This window comes from Leisingera sp. ANG49 (assembly GCF_059694505.1).
Genome location: NZ_JCATZN010000002.1, coordinates 485930 through 508557, shown reverse-complemented (window position 1 = coordinate 508557; position 22628 = coordinate 485930). Strand labels below are relative to the sequence as shown.

Annotated in this window: 21 protein-coding genes and 1 tRNA gene; 14 read left to right on the top strand and 8 right to left on the bottom strand. The window is 63.6% G+C overall.

What is annotated here, in order from left to right:
* The first annotated feature begins 72 nt into the window (after nt 1-72).
* The gene (locus tag AC58NV_RS08840; protein WP_497226797.1) at nt 73-369 is read left to right on the top strand and encodes a hypothetical protein; all 297 of its coding nucleotides are present in this window, start codon (nt 73-75) and stop codon (nt 367-369) included.
* Between the two features lie 54 nt (nt 370-423).
* Here the strand turns inward: AC58NV_RS08840 and AC58NV_RS08835 are convergent.
* Nucleotides 424-513 (bottom strand) — tRNA-Ser (locus tag AC58NV_RS08835).
* A 253-nt stretch (nt 514-766) separates the two neighbouring features.
* Here AC58NV_RS08835 and AC58NV_RS08830 point away from each other — a divergent pair.
* Genes AC58NV_RS08830 through AC58NV_RS08800 form a run of 7 tightly spaced genes read left to right on the top strand, consistent with a single transcriptional unit; the run spans nt 767 to nt 7271 of the window.
* On the top strand, nt 767-1690 hold the full coding sequence (locus AC58NV_RS08830) for an SPOR domain-containing protein (protein WP_497226796.1): 924 nt from the start codon (nt 767-769) through the stop codon (nt 1688-1690).
* Between the two features lie 46 nt (nt 1691-1736).
* On the top strand, nt 1737-2888 hold the full coding sequence (locus AC58NV_RS08825) for a D-alanyl-D-alanine carboxypeptidase family protein (protein WP_497227042.1): 1152 nt from the start codon (nt 1737-1739) through the stop codon (nt 2886-2888).
* Nucleotides 2885-3532, top strand: a complete 648-nt coding sequence (gene tmk, locus AC58NV_RS08820; RefSeq protein WP_497226795.1) for a dTMP kinase — start codon at nt 2885-2887, stop codon at nt 3530-3532. The genes AC58NV_RS08825 and tmk overlap by 4 nt, the downstream gene beginning before the upstream one ends.
* On the top strand, nt 3529-4647 hold the full coding sequence (locus tag AC58NV_RS08815) for a DNA polymerase III subunit delta' (protein WP_497226794.1): 1119 nt from the start codon (nt 3529-3531) through the stop codon (nt 4645-4647). The genes tmk and AC58NV_RS08815 overlap by 4 nt, the downstream gene beginning before the upstream one ends.
* 35 nt (nt 4648-4682) lie before the next feature.
* The gene (locus AC58NV_RS08810; RefSeq protein WP_497226793.1) at nt 4683-5492 is read left to right on the top strand and encodes a TatD family hydrolase; all 810 of its coding nucleotides are present in this window, start codon (nt 4683-4685) and stop codon (nt 5490-5492) included.
* Nucleotides 5492-6289 (top strand): MBL fold metallo-hydrolase, encoded by a 798-nt coding sequence (locus tag AC58NV_RS08805; protein ID WP_497226792.1) that lies wholly within the window; start codon nt 5492-5494, stop codon nt 6287-6289. The genes AC58NV_RS08810 and AC58NV_RS08805 overlap by 1 nt, the downstream gene beginning before the upstream one ends.
* 49 nt (nt 6290-6338) lie before the next feature.
* Entirely contained in the window at nt 6339-7271 is a 933-nt protein-coding gene (locus tag AC58NV_RS08800; RefSeq protein WP_497226791.1) for an AEC family transporter, read from the top strand.
* 113 nt (nt 7272-7384) lie between these two features.
* Here the strand turns inward: AC58NV_RS08800 and AC58NV_RS08795 are convergent, their stop codons facing one another.
* The 3 genes from AC58NV_RS08795 to AC58NV_RS08785 all read right to left on the bottom strand — a co-directional run bounded on the left by AC58NV_RS08795 (nt 7385) and on the right by AC58NV_RS08785 (nt 9819).
* Complete coding sequence (locus AC58NV_RS08795; protein WP_497226790.1) at nt 7385-8119, bottom strand: aspartate/glutamate racemase family protein; 735 nt, start codon at nt 8117-8119, stop codon at nt 7385-7387.
* A 9-nt stretch (nt 8120-8128) separates the two neighbouring features.
* Complete coding sequence (locus tag AC58NV_RS08790) at nt 8129-8821, bottom strand: GntR family transcriptional regulator (protein WP_497226789.1); 693 nt, start codon at nt 8819-8821, stop codon at nt 8129-8131.
* A 95-nt stretch (nt 8822-8916) separates the two neighbouring features.
* On the bottom strand, nt 8917-9819 hold the full coding sequence (locus tag AC58NV_RS08785) for a LysR family transcriptional regulator (RefSeq protein WP_497226788.1): 903 nt from the start codon (nt 9817-9819) through the stop codon (nt 8917-8919).
* 100 nt (nt 9820-9919) lie between these two features.
* On the opposite strand from AC58NV_RS08785, the gene AC58NV_RS08780 reads away from it, so the two are divergent.
* The 6 genes from AC58NV_RS08780 (at nt 9920) to AC58NV_RS08755 (ending at nt 16190) form a co-directional block, all read left to right on the top strand.
* On the top strand, nt 9920-11047 hold the full coding sequence (locus AC58NV_RS08780; protein WP_497226787.1) for an enolase C-terminal domain-like protein: 1128 nt from the start codon (nt 9920-9922) through the stop codon (nt 11045-11047).
* Nucleotides 11044-12297, top strand: coding sequence for an NAD(P)/FAD-dependent oxidoreductase (locus tag AC58NV_RS08775; protein ID WP_497226786.1), 1254 nt, complete (start codon nt 11044-11046; stop codon nt 12295-12297). The genes AC58NV_RS08780 and AC58NV_RS08775 overlap by 4 nt, the downstream gene beginning before the upstream one ends.
* Nucleotides 12298-12348: 51 nt before the next feature.
* Nucleotides 12349-13323, top strand: a complete 975-nt coding sequence (locus tag AC58NV_RS08770) for a TRAP transporter substrate-binding protein (protein ID WP_497226785.1) — start codon at nt 12349-12351, stop codon at nt 13321-13323.
* A 73-nt stretch (nt 13324-13396) separates the two neighbouring features.
* Nucleotides 13397-13930, top strand: coding sequence for a TRAP transporter small permease (locus AC58NV_RS08765; RefSeq protein ID WP_497226784.1), 534 nt, complete (start codon nt 13397-13399; stop codon nt 13928-13930).
* Nucleotides 13931-13936: 6 nt separating this feature from the next.
* Nucleotides 13937-15247, top strand: coding sequence for a TRAP transporter large permease (locus AC58NV_RS08760; RefSeq protein ID WP_174145527.1), 1311 nt, complete (start codon nt 13937-13939; stop codon nt 15245-15247).
* Between the two features lie 4 nt (nt 15248-15251).
* Nucleotides 15252-16190 carry a hypothetical protein gene (locus AC58NV_RS08755; RefSeq protein ID WP_497226783.1) on the top strand — a complete coding sequence of 313 codons (939 nt, stop codon included), beginning with the start codon at nt 15252-15254 and terminating at the stop codon, nt 16188-16190.
* Here AC58NV_RS08755 and AC58NV_RS08750 read toward each other — a convergent pair.
* The 4 genes from AC58NV_RS08750 to AC58NV_RS08735 all read right to left on the bottom strand — a co-directional run bounded on the left by AC58NV_RS08750 (nt 16174) and on the right by AC58NV_RS08735 (nt 22608).
* The gene (locus AC58NV_RS08750) at nt 16174-17076 is read right to left on the bottom strand and encodes a hypothetical protein (RefSeq protein ID WP_497226782.1); all 903 of its coding nucleotides are present in this window, start codon (nt 17074-17076) and stop codon (nt 16174-16176) included. The two genes, AC58NV_RS08755 and AC58NV_RS08750, sit on opposite strands and share 17 nt — an antisense overlap.
* Nucleotides 17077-17149: 73 nt before the next feature.
* The gene (locus AC58NV_RS08745) at nt 17150-18523 is read right to left on the bottom strand and encodes a hypothetical protein (RefSeq protein ID WP_497226781.1); all 1374 of its coding nucleotides are present in this window, start codon (nt 18521-18523) and stop codon (nt 17150-17152) included.
* A 129-nt stretch (nt 18524-18652) separates the two neighbouring features.
* Entirely contained in the window at nt 18653-20221 is a 1569-nt protein-coding gene (locus AC58NV_RS08740) for a class I SAM-dependent methyltransferase (RefSeq protein WP_497226780.1), read from the bottom strand.
* A 110-nt stretch (nt 20222-20331) separates the two neighbouring features.
* Entirely contained in the window at nt 20332-22608 is a 2277-nt protein-coding gene (locus tag AC58NV_RS08735; protein WP_497226779.1) for a glycosyltransferase family 2 protein, read from the bottom strand.
* Nucleotides 22609-22628: the final 20 nt, after the last annotated feature.

Below are 22628 nucleotides of genomic sequence, written 5' to 3'. Positions count from 1 at the left end.
GCGGCTATTTCCGCAATCTGGATGAGGCCCCCATCAAGCCGTGCTTTGAGGAGTGCAGCCTCCGAAGCGCCTGTGACTGTCGCGCAAGGGCTGGTCGATCTGAGCGAAGAAGGCTTCAGGAAACGTTTCTTGAAGGCGAAGGAGGATCATCGGCGTGCACCACGGGGACGTGACCAGGCGGCCGCCGGATTTACTACTGGAGCACGGGTCAGTCACCAAAAAGTGGAGAAGTTCTTTTGCGGTGTGAGTGCCGGATTAGAGCAGCCGGCGAATGCCGCAAAACGGGCCTTCCTTCGCGTGATCACAGTCGAAACCAAGGCGGGTGAAGATCAGCTGGCCACAGTTGGACGCAGCTCTTTGCTGGAGTAAAAACTCCTGAATGGCGATGCTATCGCTTCACCAGTTCCATCTATGGTTCGTGAATGGCGGGGAGACAGGGATTCGAACCCTGGGAACGCTCTCACGTTCAACGGTTTTCAAGACCGCCGCATTCGACCACTCTGCCACCTCCCCGGTCCGTCTGCGGTTTAGGGTGCAACGCCGGGCGAGGCAAGGGGAAATCCTTGGCCAGCGGACAGCGCGCAAGGGAAATTTCCGAACCGCGCCGGCGCGCGCGGATTCATGCCGCCGCCGCGGCTTTCCCTTGTGCCGCGGCCCGGCAGGGTTTTCATGGCCGGACGCGCAGGCTATCATGCCGCCAAATCAAGAAGACCGGGCATTCCGGCAGGGGCGCAGAAGCGCCGCGGGCACAGGCAAGGATGAGAGCATGACAGACACCGTGTCGAGAGCAAAACACGCCCCGCGGATTGCCGCGGCGGCCTTGGGCCTCTTGGTCCTCGCAGCCTGCGAAGACGGGCCAAAGCTGGGGTTCCTGGAACCCAAACCCAAGACAGAAGGCGAAGTCCGCGCCTCCAGCAGCACCAAGCTGGTGGAACGCGACGTGGAAGCGCCGGACGTGTTCCAGGTGACCGAAGCGGGCTTGTGGGACGGCCGCCCCTCGATCGGCGGCGTCTGGGTGGCGCATCCGGATACCAAGGACCCGGAACGGGTGATCATCCGCAACAATGCCAACGGCCAGTTCGTAATCGGCGCCCTGTTCCGGCGCGAGCGCGAAATCCCGGGCCCGCGGCTGCAAGTGTCCTCTGACGCGGCCGCTGCGCTCGGACTGCTGGCAGGCGCCCCGGCGGAGCTGAACGTGACCGCCCTGCGGCGCGAGGAAGTTGACCCCGATCCGCTGCCGGAAGACGCTGCAAACGAAGATGCTGCCCTGCCGGAAGGTGCGGCAGTGACCGAGGCTGCGCTGACCGGCAGCGAAATCTCTGAAACCCCGCTGGATCCGATTGCCGGTGCCGCCGCGGCGATTGAGGCCTCGGCGCCGGCTGCGCCTGCCGCCGCTGCCACACCGGCCAAAGCGGAACCAGCCGCGGCATCGGCGCCCAAGCCGCAGAAATCCTCGCTGGGCAAGCCCTTCATCCAGATCGGCATCTTCAGCGTAAAGGCCAATGCGGAACGCACCGCCAACATGATGCGCAGCGCCGGCATGGTGCCGGAAGTGCGCGAGCAGTCCGCCAGCGGCAAGACCTTCTGGCGGGTGCTGGTCGGCCCGGCACAGAACAAATCCGAACGCAGCCAGCTGCTGCAAAGCGTGAAGGAAACCGGATTCGCGGATGCCTATGCAGTCTCAAACTGACCCCCGAACCGCGCGCCTGGCGCGTGTCCTGAAAACCTCGCTGCGCATGGGCCTGGCCGCCGGGCTGGCGGTCAGCCTGTCGGCCCTGTCCGCCGCCGCCTTTGATACCAAGGCGCGCGCGGCCTATGTGCTGGATTCGGGCACCGACACCGTGCTGTTGTCCAAGAACGCCGATGTGCCGCTGCCGCCGGCCTCGATGTCCAAGCTGATGACGCTGTATGTGGCCTTTGAGGCCCTGCGCGACGGGCGGCTGACGCTGGACGAGGAACTGCCGGTCAGCGAGCACGCGATGAGCTACAAGGGCTCGACCATGTTCCTGGACACGCTGGACCGGGTCCGGGTCGAGGATCTCTTGCGCGGCATCATCGTGCTGTCCGGCAACGACGCCTGCGTGGTGATCGCCGAGGCGCTGAGCCCGGACGGGACCGAGGCAGGCTTCGCCCGCTACATGACCAAGCGCGGCCAGGAGCTGGGCATGACCGCCTCGACATTTGCAAACTCCAACGGCTGGCCCGCCGCCGGTCACCGAATGTCTGTGCATGACCTGGCGGTCCTGGCCGAACGGCTGATCGAGGATTTCCCGGAATACTACCCGCTGTTTGCCGAGACCACATTCGAGTTCGACGGCCGCGCGCCGTCCAATGTCCGCAACCGCAACCCGCTGCTGAAGCTGGGCATCGGTGCCGACGGGCTGAAGACCGGCCACACCGAGGAAGCAGGCTATGGCCTGGTCGGCTCTGCCAAGCAGGGCGACCGGCGGGTGATCTTCGTGGTTTCCGGGCTCGATACCGAGCGCGGGCGCGCAGAGGAGGCAGAAGCCCTCGTTAACTGGTCGTTTCGCCAATTTGCCAAGAAAACCGTTGCCAAGGAGGGCGTCGCCATCGCCGAAGCCGAGATCTGGCGGGGGGCCGAGCGATCGGTAGGGCTGGTGGCTGCGCAGGATCTGGAAATCCTGCTGCCGTCGCTGGCGGGCGGCACCATCGAGGGCGAAGTAGTCTACAGCGGCCCGATCGAGGCGCCGGTGGCCAAGGGCCAGCGCCTGGCCGAGCTGGTATTGCAGCCGGAAGAGCTGCCCGAGGTGCGGCTGCCGCTGGTGGCGGAAAGCGATGTGCCCGCAGGCGGCTTTGTGGTGCGCGTGAAAACCGCCGCGCAGGTGCTCATCAAGCAATTTCTGACCGGTCCCGAGGGGGCACTGTGACAGCTGGCACGAGGCGCGGCCTGTTCATCACCTTTGAAGGCATTGACGGGTCCGGCAAGTCCACCCAATGCCGCCTGCTGGCCGAGGCGCTTCAGGCAGAGGGCCGCGATGTGGTGCTGACGCGGGAGCCGGGCGGCTCCCCCGGTGCAGAGGAGATCCGCCGGCTGGTGCTGGAGGGCGATCCCGACCGCTGGTCGGCAGAGACCGAGCTGCTGCTGTTCATGGCGGCGCGGCGCGACCACCTGGAACGCACCATCGAGCCCGCCCTTGCCGCAGGCAAGGTGGTGATTTGCGACCGTTTTGCCGACAGCACGCGGATGTACCAGGGGCTGTCGCGCGGCGATCTGCGCGCAGCCGTCGACCAGATGCACAAGCTGATGATCGGGCGCGAGCCGGATCTGACCCTGCTCATCGACATGGACCCGGGGGAAGGGCTGGCGCGTGCCAAGGGGCGGCAGGGCAAGGAAGAACGGTTCGAGGATTTCGGGGTAGAGCTGCAGGAGAAGATGCGCGCGGGCTTCCTGGCGCTGGCGCAGGAGTTTGCGGACCGCTTCCGGGTGGTCGATGGCGCCCGCCCGGTGGAAGAGGTCGCTGCCGATGTGCGCAAGCTGGCGGATAAAGCGCTGCAAGGAACCGGCGCATGAGTTCTGACGACGAGCTTCCCCGCGCCGACCAGGCCGAGGGCGCGCCGCATCCGCGCGAGACCCTGCGCCTCATTGGACAGGAAGCGGCAGAGCAGGATTTCCTGACCGCCTACAACTCCGACCGGCTGCACCACGGCTGGCTGCTGACGGGCCCGCAGGGTGTGGGCAAGGCAACGCTGGCCTGGCGGATCGCCCGCTTCCTGCTGGCCACGCCCCCGGCTGAGGACGGCCTGTTCGGCGCCCCGCCCCCTCCGCAGACGCTGGACATTGATCCGGAGCACCCGGTTTCGCACCGCATTCAGGCGCTGGCAGAACCCGGCCTGGCGCCGATCACCCGCTCCTATGACGACAAGGGCAAGCTGCGCAGCCAGATCGTGGTTGACGACATCCGCAAGCTCAACCGTTTCTTTGGCCTGTCGGCCACCGACGGCGGGCGGCGGGTGGTGATCGTAGACGCAGCCGACGACATGAATGTGAGCGCCGCCAATGCGCTGCTGAAGATGCTGGAGGAACCGCCGGCACGCACCACGATCCTGCTGATTTCGCACCAGCCGTCGCGGCTGCTGCCAACGATCCGGTCGCGCTGCCGTACCCTGCGGCTGGGGCCGCTGTCTGCCCCGGACATGGAGGCGGCGCTGGCGCAATCGGGTGTCGAGCTGCCCCAGAACATGGACAATCTCGCCGCCCTCGCGGGTGGGTCCGTCGGGGCGGCGTTGCGGCTGATCAATCTGGGCGGGCTCAAGATCTACGCCGAGCTGGTGCAGATCCTCGATTCCCTGCCGCGGCTGGACCGGCAGCGGGCGATGGCGCTGGCCGAAGCCGCCGCCCAGCGCGGTGCGGCTGAGAAATTCGAGCTGCTCTTGTCGCTGACCGAAATGGCGCTGGCCCGGCTGGCGCGCACCGGCGCAGCCGGCGCTCCGCCAGCGCCGGAGGCGGCACCGCAGGAGGCGGCGATGCTCAGCCGCCTGTCGCCCGATCCGCGCAAGGCGCGCGCCTGGGCCGACCTTGCCGCAGAAGTGACAGCGCGTGCCCGCCACGGGCAGGCGGTGAACCTTGACCCCGCGGCGCTTGTCCTAGATACGGTTTTCAAGATGCAGGAAACCGCGTCGCGCTAGGGTTTTGGCGCGGCGCAAGCGGCACCAGAGGATTCATGACCGAAACGCCCCCCCAGATTACGGACAGCCATTGCCACCTGGACTTTCCGGACTTCGAAGGCCGCCTGGATGAGGTGATTGCCAGCGCGGCGGAGGCCGGCGTGACCCGGATGGTGACGATCTGCACCAAGATGAAAAACGAGCCTGCCGTGCGCGCCATTGCAGAAGCCCATGCGCCGGTATTCTACGCCGCGGGCACCCACCCGATGAGCGCCGCGGACGAGCCTCTGGTCACGGTGGACGAACTGGTGGCGCTAGCGAAACACCCGAAGTTTGTCGGCATCGGCGAGACCGGGCTGGACTACCACTACACCGCCGACAGTGCCGCCGTGCAGCAGGAGTCGCTGCGCATCCACATCGCTGCCGCCCGCGAGACCGGCCTGCCGCTGATCATTCACGCCCGCGCTGCCGACGGCGACATGGCGCGCATCCTGGGCGAAGAGATGAAGAATGGCGCATACTCCTGCGTGATGCACTGTTTCTCCTCTTCCGCTGAGCTGGCCAAGGCAGCGCTGGACCTGGGGTTCTACCTGTCAATGTCTGGCATCGCCGCCTTCCCCAAGAGCCAGGAACTGCGCGATATCTTTGCCGCGGCGCCTGTGGAGCGCATCCTGGTCGAGACCGACGCCCCCTACCTGGCGCCGCCGCCCTACCGCGGCAAGCGCAACGAGCCCGCTTACACTGCTTTTACCGCCAAGGTCGGCGCGGAGGTGTTCGGCATGGACTACGCCGGTTTTGCGGCCCAGACCCAGGCAAATTTCGACCGGCTGTTCTGGAAAGCCGCACAGTATGAGGCTGCCGCCTGATGGCTGAAATGCGCTTTACCATTCTCGGCTCGGGCTCGTCCGGCGGGGTGCCGCGGATCGGCGGCCATTGGGGCGACTGCGACCCGGCAAACCCGAAGAACCGCCGCGGCCGCTGCTCCATGCTGGTGGAGCGCGACGGGCCGGATGGAACAACCTCGGTGCTGATCGACACCCCGCCGGACATGCGCAACCAGCTGCTGGACGCCGAAGTTGAGCGGCTGGACGCAGTGGTCTACACCCATTCCCACGCCGATCACCTGCACGGGATCGACGATCTGCGCATGGTCTATTTCAACATGCGCCAGCGCATCCAGGTCTTTGCCGACGGGCCGACGCAGGATGCCCTCCTGAACCGGTTCGGCTATGCCTTTGCACAGCCTGAGGGATCTCCCTATCCGCCCATTCTGGACCTGAAGACTATCGGCGGCCCGTTTTCCATTGATGGCCCTGGCGGCGCGATCCCTTTCCGCCCGTTCGAGGTGAACCACGGCTCTATCGACGCCTTGGGTTTCCGCATCGGCGGGCTGGTCTATCTGCCGGATGTGAAAGAAATTCCGGAGGCCGCCCTGCCGGAGCTGGAAAACCTGGATATCTGGATTCTGGATGCCCTGCGCCGCACCCCGCATCCGACCCATTTCAGCTACAGCGACGCGCTGGAGTGGTTTGCAAAGATGGCGCCCAGGCGCGGTATTCTTACCAACATGCATATCGACATGGACTATGCCACGGTGGAGGCTGAGACGCCGGACCATATCACCCCCGCCTTTGACGGGATGGTGATCCGGATGGAAATCTGAGGGGCGCACAGTAGCGCCCTTTTTCATTTGCGCGGTTTGAGGACGTAAATTGTTTCAAAGCCTGATTGACGTCATCCTGCCGGTGTTTCTGGTTGTCGGCGCGGGCTATGCCGCCACGGCGCGCGGCGTGCTGGGCCAGGACCATATCGAAGGCGTGATGAAATTCGCACAGGGATTCGCCATTCCCTGCCTGCTGTTCAAGGCGATGGCTGAACTTGACCTGTCCGCCAGTTTCGATCCCCGCTTGCTGGCAAGTTTCTATACCGGCGCTTTCACCTGCTTCCTGATCGGTGTCTTCGGGGCCCGGATCCTGTTCAAGCGGGACTGGGAAGATTGTATTGCAATCGGCTTCTGCTGCCTGTTCTCAAACTCTGTCCTGCTGGGCCTTCCCATCACCGAGCGCGCCTTCGGACCTGAAAATCTGACCGGAAATTATGCGATCATCGCGTTCCATTCACCCTTCTGCTATGGTGTCGGGATCACCGCGATGGAGATCGTGCGCAACCGCGGCGCGGGCGGGATCAAGACCGTGGTTTCGGTTCTGAACGCGATGTTCCGGAATGTTCTGATCCTGGGCATTGCGCTGGGATTCGCGGTGAACCTCTCCGGCTTTTCCATTCCTCTGGTGGTGGATGAAGCACTGTCCCTGCTGATCCGCGCGGCCCTGCCAGGCGCCCTGTTTGCGTTGGGTGGCGTACTGGTGAAGTACCGCCCCGAGGGCGACATGCGGGCAATCCTGTTCGTCTGCATCACCTCGCTGATGATCCACCCCGCGATCGTCTGGACCCTGGGGTCGGCACTGGCGCTGCCGCAGGACCTGTTCCGCTCCGGTGTCTTGAACGCGGCAATGGCGACCGGGTTCAACGGCTATATCTTCGCCAATATGTACGGGCGGGCCAAGCGGGTGGCGGCGTCCTCGGTGCTGATTGCCACCGGGGCGAGCATCCTGACTGTGTGGTTCTGGCTGCTGGTTTTGAGCTGAAGAAAAAGGTCAGTAGTTCTGCCCGAATGTTTCGCGCGCGAAACATTTAGACAACATGACTGACCTTATCCTTCAGGTTTCATTAACAAATTTCCTCCAAGGGGTTACCGCCGTCAAAGCCGGGGGTCGTCCAGTTCCAGCGGAAATCCCTTGGGCAGCAGTCCGGCCTGAAACCAGTTGATGAAGGAGTGGATCGAGAACACCGGAAGCCCAGTCGCTTTGCGCACATCGCGGGCGTAAGGGACCATATTGGTGCACTCCAGCACGATGGCGCCGAGGTCCGGGATATCCGCCACCATCGCGCGGGCGGCGTCGATCATGTCCAGGCGGCAAGCCTCGAAGTCGATCGAAGGTGCGTCACCCAGAATGTCGCGGGTAAAGGCGCGCAGGCCGTCGGTGCCGGCAATGGGCGTATCCGGCGCAACACCTGCGGCAACAAGGTGGGCGGGCGTCAGCGTCGCCTTGGAGATGGTCAGAATGCCGCAACGCTTGCCCGCGGGCAGCAGATTCTGCACCATCGGCACCTGCATCAGCGAAGACGTCGCCACCGGCACGCCCAGCGCCTGTTTCACCTCGTCCTGGATCAGCGCCAGGAAACCGCAGTTGGTGGTGATGCCATCCGCCCCCATGGCAACCAGATCGCGGCCGGCCTCTACAAACAGGTCGATCAACTCCTTGGGATTGCCGCGCACCACGTTTTCCGGATTGGCACCGCGCACCACTTTGTAGTGAACGGGGAAGTCCCAGGTCATCGCGTTGCCCATGTCGCCATAAATGCGGGGAAAGCGGGTTTCCAGCATCAGGATGCCAACCGCCGCGCCAAAAACAGTCTTGCCGCCGTGTTCCATGTGACTCCCCTACTCGTCCGGGACATAAAGCTGGGAAAAGGCGATGCGGACAGCCTCCGTCGCCTCCTCCCGGCGTTTCTCGATATGGCTGCGCATGGCCGCTACCGCGGCCTCCGTGTTGCGGACAGCGAGGCCTTCGACGATCTGGCGGTGGGCCGAGATATCACCAGGAGCCTTGCCCCCTGCCCGGTCACGCATGCGTTTGAGGTCAATGAGGCGGATATAACGGATCCGGCCATTGAGGTTGTTCAGGATGCGCTGCAGTTCGCTGTTCCCGGAGAGCTGCGCCAGCCGGGCATGGAAGCTTTCGTCCATTGCCAGCAGCGCCTCCGGGTCGGTGGCGCTTTCGTATTCCGGCTCCATCCGGTTCAGGTAATCCGCCAGTGCCGCGATATCCTCATCCGAGGCGCGGGTGCAGGCCAGCCGCGTGGCCTCGCATTCCACCGCCACCCGGGCCTCGTACAGGTCCATGATGTAGCTTGGCGTCAGCGGGCGGCAGAAGAATCCGCGATTGTTCTGGAAGGTCAGGAACCCCTCGGCCACCAGCCGGTTCAGCGCCTCGCGCAGCGGGGTTCGGCTGGCGCCCAGCACTTCGGACAAGGCGCTTTCGTTGATCCGCTGGTCGGGCTTGAAGGCAAAATCCGCCGCCATCCGGCGCAGCGCCTCATAGACCCGGTCCACATTGCTTTCGCGTTTGGCCATGTTCCCGCCGCTTGTTCAATCCGCGGAGCAAGGTACGGCGGCGCCCGGCCCTTGGCAAGATTGAATTCGAAGTTGCATACAATTTCAGAAGGAGATCAGGAATCGCTTGCCGAATAAGGGGCCAGCTCATGTTTCAGCAGCGCGAGAAACTCCTGCCCTACCGCTGACAGCGGCCGCGACTTGGACGTGATCACCGCCATATCCATCATGATGCGTGGCCGGAACGGGCGGGAAACAAACCCGCCGCCGCTCTCGAAACCCAGTACGAAGGGGTCGAGGAGCGAAACCCCCATCCCCTCCTGCACAAAACTCAGGAGGTTCTTGAACATATGCGAATGAACGCGGGTTTTCAGCGGGATCCCTGCCTGCTGAAAGACTTCGCGAGTGCGGCGGTGGGTCATGTGGTCCGGCCCCATGACAATGAAGGGCACACCCTCCAGCAGCTCCGGTGTCAGCACCTCGTGATCTGCCAGCGGGCTGTCCGCAGGCATCGCCAGCCGGGTTTCAACGCTGACCGGGTGCACCTCCAGCCCGTCGTGGACCAGCGGCATCTCGCAGACGCCGATCTCAAACAGGCCAGCGATCACCCACTCCTGGATCTTCAGCGAATACTGCGCCTGGAAGGAGATCGACATATCCGGGCGGGTGCGGGCAAAGCGGGCGATCAGCGCGGGCATGAAGCCAAAGGACATGGAGTGCTGAGACGCAACTTGCAACTGGCCCGCCTGCTTGTTCTGCAGGTCGGTGACCGCCTGCGCCACATGGTCCAGCCCGCGCACCACTGTGTCGACCTCCTGAAACAGCACGCCCGCCTCCGGCGTAGGGATCAGCCGGCCCTTGCTGCGTTCGAACAATTTCAGGCGGGTCTGGCGTTCCAGCTGGTACAGCAGATTGGAAATGCCGGGCTGGGAGATCCCCAGCTGCTCCGCCGCGCCGGTGACGGTGCCGGTTTCGACAATGGCGTGGAAGGCCTGCAGCTGGCGGAAACGGAGAGACATGTCAGCTCATCACTTTTCATGATACCTTGTCCAATTCTTTGTATTGGTAATGATGCTCCCGTCAAGGCAGGCTTTTCCCGCACCTGGGAGGAAGATCGAAGTGCTGGAACAAAAGATTGCCGGGATGGACCTGTGGCATCTCGCGCTGCCCGTGATGTCGCGCCGCGACCACGGGATCGGGTCTGTTGAGGGCTCCTGCGAAGTTGTGATTGTCCGGCTGCGCAGCGAAGGCGGCGCCGAAGGGTTTGGCGAAGCCTCGACCTGGTCGGTGTTCACCGGCACACCGGAAGCAAGCCTTGCGGCATTGGACCGCTACATCCGCCCGCTGGTGGAGGGCCGCCGGGTGGCCGACCGCGCAGCAATCATGGAGGATGCGGCCAAGGCGGTGGCCCATTGCACCGAGGCCAAGGCAGCGCTGGAAACCGCATTGCTGGATCTGACCGGCCGGATCACCGGAGTTCCTGTCTGGGCGCTGCTGGGCGGCAAGTGCCGCGATACCATTCCGCTCAGCTGTTCGATTGCCGATCCGGATTTCGGGAAGGACGTGGATCTTCTGCACCGGCTGCGGGCCGACAAGGTGGGGCTGATCAAGCTGAAGACCGGGTTCAAGGATCACGCCTTTGACATCATGCGGCTGGAGCGGATCGCGCAGGACTTCCCCGAATTCCGGGTGCGGGTGGACTATAACCAGGGCCTCAGCATCGAGGACGCGCCTACGCAGGTTCGCGACGCGGCCGAGTTCAAACCGGACTTTATCGAGCAGCCCGTGCGGTTCCATCACTTCGGCATGATGGCCAAGCTGCGCGGGATGATCGATGTGCCGCTGCTGGCCGACGAAAGCGTCTTTGGCCCGGAGGACATGGTGCGGGCCGCGCGCGAAGGCATCTGCGACGGCGTTTCGGTCAAGATCATGAAATCAGGCGGCCTCAGCCGCGGGCAGACGGTGGCGCGCATTGCCGCTGCGAACGGGCTGTCGGCCTATGGCGGCGACATGTTCGAGGCTGGACTGGCGCATCTGGCGGGCACCCACATGATTGCGGCAACGCCCGAGATCCGGCTGGGCTGCGAGTTCTATCAAGCAAGCTACTTCCTGAAGGAGGACATTCTGGAGACGCCGTTCCAGGTCAGAGAAGGCCAGGTGGTGGTGCCGGACGGGCCGGGGCTGGGCCTCAGGCCGGATGTGGAAAAGCTGGACCGTTATGCGGTCTCCAAGAAGGTCGCGGCATGAGCCAGCCTAAGAAAACCGTTGCCATCATCGGCGCCGGCATTGTCGGCGTCTCGGCAGCGATTGAGCTGCAGCGCGACGGGCATCAGGTGATCCTGATCGACGGCAAGGGGCCGGGCGAAGGCACCAGCCACGGCAATGGCGGCATTCTGGCCTCCTGCTCTATCGTGCCGGTCACCGGGCCGGGGCTGTGGAAGAAGGCGCCGAAGATGCTGCTGGATGCGAACCAGCCCTTGTTCATGCGCTGGGGCTACCTGCCCAAGCTGGCGCCCTGGCTGATGAAATACATGAGCCATGCCAATGCCGTGGACACCGCGCGCATCGCCGCGGCCCTGGCGCCGGTGGTCGGGGATTCGCTGGCGGATCACCAGGCGTTGGCGGCGGGCACCGCGGCGGAGCGGCATCTGAAACCCTCGGACTATCTGTTCATCTACAACGACCGGGCGCATTTCGGCGATGACGCCTTTGGCTGGGGGCTGCGCAAGAAGCACGGCTTCCGCTGGGATGAGCTGGAGGGGGCCGATTTCCGCGATTATGACGGGATCTACGCCGAAGAATTCGGCTTTGCCGCCCGGCTGAAGGATCACGGGATCATTTCCGACCCGGGCCAGTATGTGAAGGATCTGGCGGCCCATGTCACTGCAAACGGCGGCCAGATGATCCAGGCCTTTGTGACCGATGTTGCGCGCGAGAACGGCAAGGTAACCGGCGTACGGGCGGGCGGCGAGACCATCGCTTGCGACGCGGTGGTGGTGGCCACGGGTGTCTGGTCTAAACCGCTGGCCGATAAACTGGGAATTTCCGTACCACTGGAAGCAGAACGCGGCTATCATCTTGAATTGTGGGAGCCTTCGGCAATGCCCAAGGCCCCCGTCATGGTGGCAGCAGCCAAATGCGTGGTGACCCCGATGGAGGGACGGATCCGGATTGCGGGCATTGTGGAATTCGGCGGGCTGGAGGCCGGGCCGTCGAAGGGGCCGCTAGAGCTGTTGCGCAGGAACGCGCGGCGAATCCTGCCCGGTGTCACCTGGAAGCACGAAGAGGAATGGCTGGGGTTCCGCCCCGCGCCTGCGGACTCGATCCCGGTTATCGGCGAGGTGCCGGGGCTGTCAGGTGCCTTTGTCGGATTTGGCCACCACCACATCGGCCTCACCGGCGGGCCGAAGACCGGGCGCCTGCTGGCGCAGATGATTTCGGGCCGCACCCCGAACATGGATATGAGCGCCTATGACCCGGCGCGCTATGCGATTTGAACTTGAACCAGTGCCTCATAAGGGGCCGTGACTAAACACAGGGAGAAGACCATGAAGAAACTGACCAAACTGCTGGCCGCCACCGCGCTGACCGCGGCTGCCGCCCTGCCCGCCGCGGCCGAGGTCTGGGACATGCCGATGGCCTATTCGGCCTCCAACTTCCACTCGGCCACCGGCGCCGAGTTTGCCGAATGCGTGACCACCGGCACCGGCGGCGAGATCGAAATCAAGACCCATCCGTCGGGTTCACTGTTCAAGGGCGCCGACATCAAGCGCGCCATCCAGACCGGCCAGGCGCCGATCGGCGAGCGGCTGCTGTCCGGCCACCAGAACGAGAACGCACTGTTCGGATTTGACTCGATCCCGTTTCTGGCAACCTCCTTTGATGACAGCGACAAGCTGTGGAAAGCCGCCAAGCCGGCGCTGGAAAAACTGCTGGCTGAGCAGAACCTGACCCTGCTTTATGCCGTGCCGTGGCCGCCGCAGGGCCTCTATTTCAAAAATGAAGTGAACTCTGTCGCCGAGATGAAGGGCATCAAGTTCCGCTCCTACAACAATGCCACCTCGCGCCTGGCCGAGCTGACCGGCATGCTGCCGGTGACCATCGAGGCGGCAGAGATCAGCCAGGCCTTTGCCACCGGCGTGGCGGACTCGATGGTGTCGTCCGGCTCCACCGGCTATGACCGCAAGGTCTGGGAAAGCCTGAACTATTTCTACGAAGTGGACGCCTGGCTGCCGCGCAACTACGTGATGGTGAACTCCGACGTCTGGAGCGGCACCTCGGACGCCAACAAGAACGTGATCCAGGGCTGCGCCAAGCTGGCGGAATATGCGGGCAACTGGCGTGCCAAGGAATACACCGGCTTTACCCTGCAGGGCCTGCGTGACGGCGGCATGACCGTGGGGCCGGCATCTGAACAGATGACAAATGAGCTGAAGGAAATCGGCGTCACCATGACCAATGAATGGCTGGAAGCGGCCGGTGACGAGGGCAAGGCCATCGTCGAAGCCTTCCACGCCGATTGATCACTCTCAAATGATGCGGGCGGTGCGGCAGGTGCCGCCCGTATTCTCATAAAAATATGCCGATGGGGATGCTATGACTGTGCTCAGGGGGCTGCGCTCCGGACTGGATTTTCTCTACCTTGCGGCGGGGGTGCTGGCCGCCCTCTGCCTGATTGCCATTCTGGGGCTGATCGTGGTCCAGATGCTGGCCCGCTGGACCGGAGAGGTCTTTCCCGGCGCGCCGGATTACGCAGGTTACGCGATGGCGGCGGCCTCGTTCCTGGCCTTTGCCAATGCGCTGAACCGCGGCAGCCATATCCGGGTGTCGATCCTGCTGAATGCGGTGCCTGAGCGCTTTCGCCGGGTGCTGGAGATCTGGTGCTTTGGAATCGGCACCGCGGTGATGTGGTACTTCTGCTTCTACGCCTACCGCTTTGTCTACTGGAGCTGGAAGTTCAACGACGTGAGCCAGGGGCAGGACCGCACGCCGCTGTGGATCCCGCAAAGCGCCATGCTGATTGGAGCGGTCATCCTGGCCATCGCCCTCACCGACCACCTGATCCACGTGATTTTCCGCGGCGACCACCGCATCAACCGGGATCTCGAAGATCAGAGCCACGCGGAGTAAGGGCCTATGGAAAACATCTCAGTCATCATCCTCTTCCTCTTCGTGCTGTTCACCCTTCTGGGCACCGGCGTCTGGGTCGGTCTGGCGCTGATGGGCGTGGCCTGGGTCGGCATGGAGCTGTTCACCACCCGCCCCGTCGGCGACGTCATGCTGACCACGGTTTGGTCGGCCTCCTCCAGCTGGACCCTGACGGCACTGCCGATGTTCATCTGGATGGGCGAAATCCTCTACCGGACGCGATTATCGGAGGACATGTTCAAGGGCCTCTCCCCTTGGATGGCGCCCCTGCCCGGCGGGCTGGTGCATACTAACATCGTCGGCTGCACAGTGTTTGCCGCGGTCTCCGGCTCCTCTGCCGCGACGCTGACCACGGTTGGCAAGATGTCGATCCCGGAACTGCGCAAGCGCAACTACCCGGAGCGCATGGTGATCGGCACCCTGACCGGCGCGGCCACCCTGGGCCTGATGATCCCGCCGTCGCTGACACTGATCGTCTATGGCGTCACCATCAATGAATCGATCACCAAGCTGTTCTTTGCGGGCATCCTGCCGGGCCTGGTGCTGGCGGCAATGTTCATGGGCTACGTGGCGATCTACTCCAAGGTGGGCAAGGACTGGAACCCGGACCAGGAAAGCAAGCTGAGCTTTGCCGAGAAGGTGAAGAACTCCCGCTTTCTGGCGCCGGTAATTGCGCTGATTATGGTGGTAATCGGGTCGATGTACCTGGGCTTTGCCACAGCGACCGAAGCCGCCGCCTTCGGGGTCATCGGCTCGCTGCTGCTGGCGCTGTCGCAGGGCTCGCTGAACTGGAAGACCTTTACCGAAAGCCTGATGGGCGCCACCCGCACCAGCGCGATGATTGCGCTGATCCTGGCGGGCGCAGCCTTCCTGTCGCTGTCGATGGGCTTCACCGGCCTGCCGCGCGGGCTGGCCGATCTGATCGCGGGCTGGGAGCTGACCCGGTTCGAGCTCCTGATGGTGCTGCTGGTGTTCTACATCGTGCTGGGCTGCTTCCTGGACGGCATCTCCTCGGTGGTGCTGACAATGGCGGTGGTGGAGCCGATGATCCGCCAGGCTGGCATCGACCTGATCTGGTTCGGCATCTTCATCGTGGTGGTGGTCGAGATGGCGCAGATCACCCCGCCGATCGGCTTCAACCTGTTTGTGATGCAGGGCATGACCCACCACGAGATGAGCTATATCGCCCGCGCTGCAATCCCGATGTTCCTGATCATGGTGCTGATGGTGTTTGTTCTGATCGCCTTCCCGGAACTGGCGACCTACCTGCCCAACAACCTCAGGCCTGGACCGGTCTAGACCTATGATGAAAGCGCTCGCCTTTGCCGCCCGGCACGGGCGGGCCGCTCTGGTCCTGGGGCTTTTGGCCGGGCTGCTGCTGCCAGGCCTCGCCGCGGCCCTCCAGCCCTGGCTGCCGGAGATGGTGGCCGGGCTTTTGTTCCTGAACGCCTACCGGATCGGGTTGCGCAGGGCAGCAGGCGGGCTGGCGGACGGCATCGGCACGCTCAAGGCCATTGCCCTGCTGCAGATGGGCCTGCCGCTGCTGGCACTGGGAGCGGCCTCTCTGCTCGGCGTCGCGCAAACCCCCGCCGCCGTGGCGCTGATCCTGATGCTGAGCGCGCCTTCGGTGACCGGCAGCCCCAATATCACCGTACTGATGGGGCATGCGCCGGAGCCGGCCTTCCGCCTGCTGATCACCGGGACGGCGTTGATGCCGCTGACCGTAATCCCGGTGTTCCTGCTGGCGCCCGGCCTTGGCGATCTGGGCGAGGTGATGCACGCTGCCGGTCGGCTGATAGGAGCAATTGGCCTGACGGTAACGGCGGCCTTCTTGCTGCGCCGCCTGACGCTGCCGCAGATGCGCCAGGACCAGGCCAGAGCCATCGACGGTTTGACCGTGATTGCGCTGGCGGTGATTGTGGTGGGGCTGATGGCTGCGCTGGGACCGGCGCTGCGGACGGACCCGCTGCTGGTTTTGCAATGGCTGGGCTTTGCCCTGGCTGCCAACCTGGGCCTGCAGGTACTGGTGTTTGCCGTCTTGCGCCGCCGTGCGGGCAGTGGCGCGGTGCCAGTTTCCGTCGTCGCCGGCAACCGGAACTTCGCCCTTTTTCTGATCGCCCTGCCCGCAGCCACCACCGATCCTTTGCTGATCTTCCTCGGCTGTTACCAGATCCCGATGTATCTGACCGCCATCCTGATGAAGCCGCTTTACGGCCGGGCGGCGCTCAGGACAGGAAAGTGACCCCCGGCATCTGCCGGATCAGCTCAGCATCCGCCGTGTATGTCTCGCTCATGTCGTCCACCAGCGCCTGCGACCAGCCGGGAAGGTCGATTTCTTCCTCAATCTCCGCCTCGTCGTGGAAGTAACTCAGAAACAGGGCGCGCACCCGCTCCCGCTGGTCTTCTGACAGCCCGGGGCGGCTCGCCAGATAGGTCTCCAGCCGCTCATATCCCGTCTCTGAGATGATGCCGCGGGTGATGTCCAGCTCGCCGCTGAAGCGGAAGTCCTCCCCCAGGCCGGTTACATGGCCCAGAATGCTGGGCCAGATCACGGGGGTTTCCTCGTTGCACCAGACAGTGACGCGGCAGCCCGGGTTGCGGTCCTGAATATCCTCTACCACCTCCGACCAGCGCAGGCTCAGGAAATCCGTGCCGGCCGCGAACTGTTGCCAGGTTCTGCCGGATTGGGATTTGAACACCGGGCCGATCAAGGTGGCCGGGTTGCGCAGGCCCAGGAAGAATTCGCACGGGTTGCCGGGAAACAGGCTGCGCAAGGCCGCGGTGTTCTTGCCCGCATTGCGGTACAGCCGCCCGCCGTTCAGCATCCAGCCCGGCACGCCCAGAAAGCCGGAATTGATCAGGATGATCCGGGAGACATCCTGGCCCTTGACCAGCCCTGCCAGCAGCGCCTCCCGTTCCTGTTCGGTGACAAACTCATGATCCTGCTTCCGCAGCAGCTTGTTCAGCGCCGCCATATAGGTGCCCGGGCGGCGGATCATGACGCCGCGCTCCAGCAGCGGCTGCGCATCCTTGCGCAGCGACCAGATCAGCTGACCGTTATCGGTGTTAGGCGCCCCGACATGGAAGGCGAGGGAAATGTCGCGCATTTCGGTTTCTGCCTGGCTCATCGCTCCGTCCAGCCTCTGCCCGTTTTGTGCTCAGCAGCGCAACGGCGGCTTGCCGCAGGGCCATATGCGCAGGTCATAGCCGCTCCTTCATCCGGCGGAAGAACCGGTCGTCCCGCTGGCGCAAAATATACGCGCAGACCTGTTTCGCAAGGTCTGGATGACCGCGATCCAGCGCCAGGTTGGCCAGCTCCCGCTGGAACCGGGGAAAGCTATGCCGCTTGCGCAGCAGGCTGTGGAACCGGTGCGGGGTCAGCTCCCCGGAAATGGCGCCGCGGGCAACTTCCTGCAAAACGCCCATCTGCTGCAGCGACGAGCCCAGCCGGTGCCCCAGCAGCGGGCAGCGCCAGAACGTGACATTGGCACCGGTGAACCGGGCCGCATGGGCGGCATCCGGCGCCACATAGGGATCGAACATGATATGCACATCGCCTGCGTCCTGGCTGGCCAGCGCCGCATCGCCGAAGGGGCCGGAGAAATCGCGGCCCCACACTTTCTTGTAGCGCATTTCCCAAGGGACAACTGCCTTGTCGAGCGTGGATTGCGGGCTGATTGCAAACACCGTGGAGCCCGGCGCCGCCGCGGCAAACGCCGCCGCCGCATAGCCGCCCATCGAGGCGCCGTAGAACACCACGCGGGAAAACTGCGCAAAGAACCCGCTGTCCCGCAGCTCCTCGAACCTGCGGGTTACCTCCTGATGGCGGAACCAGGTCCAGCCGTTGGCCATCACCCCCAGCATCGACCAGCCCTGCGCCTCGATGAAGCTGAAGCCCCAGGGCCGCCGGTCGTCCCGCTTGGTCATCGCAATGTCGAGATTATCAAAAGTGACAACCAGCGTGCTGCCGCGCGGCATGAACAGGAAGGAATGCTCCTCCATCTCATCAAAAAAGCCCTCTTTGCCTGCCAGTTGGCGGGCCACATTGGACCATTCCCCTGAGGGTGGAAGCACCTCCTGCGGTTCAGCCGACAGGACTGCTAAGCCGTTGCGGTCCGCCTCCGGCGGCAGCAGCGTATTGCAGCTGCCGTAGGCCTTGAGGAACGGATAGCTGCCGGACCCTTTGCGGATTTCGATCACCAACCGGCTCAGCGGATGCAGCCCGCTGTCCAGCATCGGCTTGATGTTCTGGATCTTGTGGCGGACACCGAAACTGTTCAGCGCAAGGATCACGTCATACTGCCGGTTTTCACCTGTGCCTTCTGCGATCCGGATCGCGTCCCTATCCACCCCGCCCTGTTCGAGCCGGGTCAGCCAGACCTGCAGTTGCGCCTCATCCACTGGCTTGGGACGCCCCTTGCGGTCGAGGCTGACCAGATCGACGCTGCAGCCGTAGCGCTGGTGCAGCAGGATGCACAGCTCCGGCGCCTGGCCGTTGATATCGGCAACCGTAACGACTTCGTCCGCATCCAGCGCAGGCAACACGGTTCCGAAGTCGAGAATGTCACTCAGCATTGGTATTCAACTGCCTTTCAGAGGCCGGACGGCCCGCAGGCCCCGCAAGCTGGAATTGGCAAGCGCTTAACCTCAGAGGCGCTGCTCCGCCATACAATACATGCAAAAGGTTAATAGCCCGGTTAACTGTCAATGCACCGGCCCGTTGCGGGTCAGCACGGTGGAGTATTTGCCATGCTTGGCCAGCACGTCGACGGTACCGAAGCTTTTCAATTCGGCAATACCGCCGGAGCCCTTGCGAATGTCCAGCACAATGCCGCCGCCGCTGCTGACCTGATTGCGGAACAAGTCTTCGTAGGTTGACACGGGATAATGAAACCCGCAGGACGCCAGGCTGATTACCAGGTCAAACGTGCCAAGCGCGGCAGTGTCCCCGGTTTTTGGATTGCAGGCCGCGATCTTCGCCGGCGGCACACCGTTCTTTTCCAGAAATGCCCGGGCGGTTTCCAGACTTGCGTAACCCGCGGCGTCCCCCTGGAAGCCGAAGTGCCGGCCGCTGCTTTCTTCGATTTCAACCAGTGCAATGCTGCAGCCGTAGCGGCGGTGCATCAGCAGGCTGGAAAACGCATAGCCGCAGCCGATGTCGGCAACCCGCTTGGGTGCGATGCCATCGGCGGCTTGCCGGAAATGAGCGCATTCACGCTCGGCAATACGCAGCGCGCCATGCAGGATGTGCTTCCGGTGCTCCCGGGCTTCGTCCAGCAGCAGTTGCTCACCGCCCGCCAGCCAGTCCCTGATTGTCTGGCCTGATCTTGCCAGCTCGGTGCGTTGCAACAGGATATTTGCAACGTCCCTGTCGCTGAACATCGAAAAATCAAGCGTGGCCGGATCAATCGGCTCTGCCTTTGGCGGTTCCGCTCCGGGGGCGGGCAGCAGCAGGTGGCGGGTTTCCTCTGCGCTGATGCCGTGCTTGGCCAGCAGCTCGTGCACATAGCAGCCCTCGGCGGGGGCACCGCCGTATTTTGCCGCGATATTGCGGAACCGGCGCCCCCAGAAATGAATCGAAAGCGTATCGCTGCGGATATGCTTGCTGGCCTGGTTGCGGCGGTTCGGGTTCAGCACCACCCCGGCCTGTTTGAACGGCACCGGATAGATCACATGGCCGGGGCGAGAATGCGAAATCTCGCCTGTTTCCTGCAGGAACCAGGTCAGCGCGTCCGGTCCCCAGACGCCCCATGGCAGAAGCGAGACATGCACCCCCTTCCCGGCATCCTTCAGCGCCTGCAGTTCCGCCTGTTTCTCCGCGCTGTACCAGGGCGGGACAGGGTATTCGTCGCTGGTGAACCGCAGCATCGCCTTCAGCGTCTTGGAGGTTTTCGGCAGCCGCAGCACGCCATTGTTGACCATCGGCTTCTTGTCGGAGATCCAGCCGTGGAAATGCTTGCCGCTGATGTCCCACGGCTGGCAGCAGTAGGCATCGGTGTCCGCCCAGACATATTCAGTCTGGCGCAGCATGTGCAGGCGGAAGACGTCTGCGTGATAGGCCGGACTGCCGGTCTTGGCATGGCGGATGATGCGGTCCGCGGGAAGAATGCTGTTGGCGTCAGCAATCTGCACCCCATCCGGCACGCCCCTGACCTCATCATATGTGAACAGGATCACCTCATGACCGTTGTCGAGAAAGGACTTCAGGCAAAGCTGTTCCAGCCAGCTGAGCTCAGGGCCGACCCATAATGACGCAATGGCCGGAAGTGCCATGATAGCTGCCCCTTTTCTACCCGATACATTGGCTGCCTAACCGCGCCTTTTTGTTAACGAAAATTACCCTGCCGCTGGAAGGCCTGTCAATCTGCCGGGCGCCAGAAAACTCAATGTGTGGTTTCGCCGCGCTCAACCGTGAACCAGAAATCGCTGCCCGGTTCCTTTTCGGCAATTTCATCCGGAATCACGCCGGGGCCGCTGAGGAAAACATTGGCGCCGAAATGCGCGTGCATCCGGGACAGCTTGCACAGCTTGCCGCTGGTCAGCTCGCGGAAAAGTTCCAGCATGTCGTCCCGGGTCTTCAGTTCCTCGATCTTATCGCGGTGTTTGCGGCAGGAATATTCATGCGCGGCAGCGATATCCGGGTCCGCCAAGAGCCGCGCCATCTCCACCTCCAGCGCCGGGATCATCCGCTGGATCGAGCGCTCCTCCTCCGCGTTGTTGTTCATGCGGAACCAGTAAGACAGCCCCTGGTCGCGGTCGACGTGGTTCACCCGCCCCCGGTCGCGCTTGACCAGGAAGCTCTCAGCACTGCGCACCGCGTAATGGTTGAGCTGCACCAGATCGTAGCCATAGGTGCTCATCGAGGAGCGCCAGCCGTTGCGGAACATCTCGCGCGGCATCTCCTGCCCGGACCCGTTGACCCAGCGGATATCCTCCCACAGCTGCGGCTTCAGCCCCTTGGGCCGGTGCACGCCCAGTTTCTTGAAGATGCCGGTGTTCCGGAACAGCGTTTTGAAACCCCAGGCCTGATGCGGCTTGCGGGTAACCTCGAAGGCGCAGCGGGTGAACTCCCGCGTGATCAGACCGCCGGTGAAATCGCGCACGTCGTTGTTGCCGAACAGCCGCCAAGTCATCGAGATCATGTTGGCATCGCCAGCCGCCTCGAACAGATCCGCCAGCCGCCCCTCACCGCATTTGATGTTGATGAATTCATCCACATCCATGCAGACCAGCCAGTCGGCGTTCCGGATGACCGGTTCCTCGTCCGCCGCCTGCAGCGCTGCGTGCTGCGGCTTCAGATCAGTGCCCCGGAACGGGTTTTCACGGTGCTGCACAATGCCCTTTTCCTGCAGCATCTGCAGCATGGTGTCAGTGCCGTCAGTGCAGTCATTAGTGTAGACGAGGAAGTCATCCACACCGATCATCCGATGATAAGCCAGCCACTCCAGGATGAACGGCCCCTCGTTCTTCATAGTGGTAACGATGGTTGTCTTGGGTTTGCCGCCAGAGCGCTTGATCGCATGCTCCTCAGGAATGCGGACAGGTTTGGCGTTGAAATACCCGGTGGCCAGCTCCAGCAGTTCCGGGGTTTCGACCAGGCTGGTTTTCGGAACGATCTTCGAGACGGTGTCTGCAGGGTGGCGGAGGGCCATACAGCGGTAAAACCGTGCTTCCTGTTCAGGATCGGGATCCGCCCCCACCACACGGATCAGCCGCCAGATGCAGTTTTTCCCCGCCTTGGCCGGCGCCAGGCACCAGCGCGGCCGCAGCCCGGAGGCGTCGAACTGGGTGCAGATGTGATCGGCAAAGGCGGGTTCATCCCCCTTGCGCACTCGCCAGGGATAGGCCTGCACCCCGCCCAGCCGCAGGCAGCCCGTGGGCGCGGCCTCCGCGCGGTCAAACACGCTCGGCCCATCGCCGGGGGGCAGCAGATCGAACAGGTCGATGTTGGCCACCGCACGGGCCCGCGCCAGGAAACGCGCACGCAGGATCTCATAAATTAGGAACTCCCCCAGCGGTGCTTGCCAGGGATCCGCGGGCGGAACTTCCATCCGGTCCTTGCCCGGTGCGCCCGGCACATTGAAGGGGTGCGCTTCTGGCGGCAGCCCTGCCTTGCCCAAGGGCAGTTTGGAATGCACAACCACAACCTGGTCCAGCCCCGGAATGCTGCTGGCAAGCTCCTGCAGTTCCCGGACAAAGCACTGGCTGTCCTTTGGCTGCGCCCGGTCGAAAATGACGGCCCCTTGCATTCCATGCTGTGAAACATGGAACCGCAGCCATGCCGCTGCCGTTGCAGCGGTTTCACCGTTTCGGACCGCAGCCAGAACGTTTTGCCCGGCAAACAAGCCGGTCTCGTCAGGGTGCAGCGGGATCTGCTGCTGACCGCCGCCAGCCGGAACACTTGCGATACTTCGGATGCTGCCAGTCGGGAGATCCAAAACCGGTGCGCCGCCGAAGTTGTGCAGGACCGTTTCCCCCTGCGAGAACATGGCAGCGGCAGTGTCGCGCGGTGTTCCCGATCTGAAGAACAACCTGGCGAACCGGCCTGCCGGACCAGCCATTTCCACCGCATCCAGCAGATCCGCCCCGGCAAGCGTCAGCGCGCTGAGTTCACGTTCAAGGACTTTGCCGCCGCATTTTCCGGCATCTGGACTGGACATACTGCTGCATCACGTTGTGG

Coding starts and splice junctions, on each gene's coding strand:
- AC58NV_RS08830 (WP_497226796.1), top strand. CDS start 767: ATGACAGACACCGTGTCGAGAGCAAAACACGCCCCGCGGATTGCCGCG.
- AC58NV_RS08825 (WP_497227042.1), top strand. CDS start 1,737: ATGGGCCTGGCCGCCGGGCTGGCGGTCAGCCTGTCGGCCCTGTCCGCC.
- AC58NV_RS08815 (WP_497226794.1), top strand. CDS start 3,529: ATGAGTTCTGACGACGAGCTTCCCCGCGCCGACCAGGCCGAGGGCGCG.
- AC58NV_RS08810 (WP_497226793.1), top strand. CDS start 4,683: ATGACCGAAACGCCCCCCCAGATTACGGACAGCCATTGCCACCTGGAC.
- AC58NV_RS08805 (WP_497226792.1), top strand. CDS start 5,492: ATGGCTGAAATGCGCTTTACCATTCTCGGCTCGGGCTCGTCCGGCGGG.
- AC58NV_RS08795 (WP_497226790.1), bottom strand. CDS start 8,119: ATGGAACACGGCGGCAAGACTGTTTTTGGCGCGGCGGTTGGCATCCTG.
- AC58NV_RS08790 (WP_497226789.1), bottom strand. CDS start 8,821: ATGGCCAAACGCGAAAGCAATGTGGACCGGGTCTATGAGGCGCTGCGC.
- AC58NV_RS08785 (WP_497226788.1), bottom strand. CDS start 9,819: ATGTCTCTCCGTTTCCGCCAGCTGCAGGCCTTCCACGCCATTGTCGAA.
- AC58NV_RS08775 (WP_497226786.1), top strand. CDS start 11,044: ATGAGCCAGCCTAAGAAAACCGTTGCCATCATCGGCGCCGGCATTGTC.
- AC58NV_RS08770 (WP_497226785.1), top strand. CDS start 12,349: ATGAAGAAACTGACCAAACTGCTGGCCGCCACCGCGCTGACCGCGGCT.
- AC58NV_RS08765 (WP_497226784.1), top strand. CDS start 13,397: ATGACTGTGCTCAGGGGGCTGCGCTCCGGACTGGATTTTCTCTACCTT.
- AC58NV_RS08760 (WP_174145527.1), top strand. CDS start 13,937: ATGGAAAACATCTCAGTCATCATCCTCTTCCTCTTCGTGCTGTTCACC.
- AC58NV_RS08755 (WP_497226783.1), top strand. CDS start 15,252: ATGATGAAAGCGCTCGCCTTTGCCGCCCGGCACGGGCGGGCCGCTCTG.
- AC58NV_RS08750 (WP_497226782.1), bottom strand. CDS start 17,076: ATGAGCCAGGCAGAAACCGAAATGCGCGACATTTCCCTCGCCTTCCAT.
- AC58NV_RS08745 (WP_497226781.1), bottom strand. CDS start 18,523: ATGCTGAGTGACATTCTCGACTTCGGAACCGTGTTGCCTGCGCTGGAT.
- AC58NV_RS08740 (WP_497226780.1), bottom strand. CDS start 20,221: ATGGCACTTCCGGCCATTGCGTCATTATGGGTCGGCCCTGAGCTCAGC.
- AC58NV_RS08735 (WP_497226779.1), bottom strand. CDS start 22,608: ATGTCCAGTCCAGATGCCGGAAAATGCGGCGGCAAAGTCCTTGAACGT.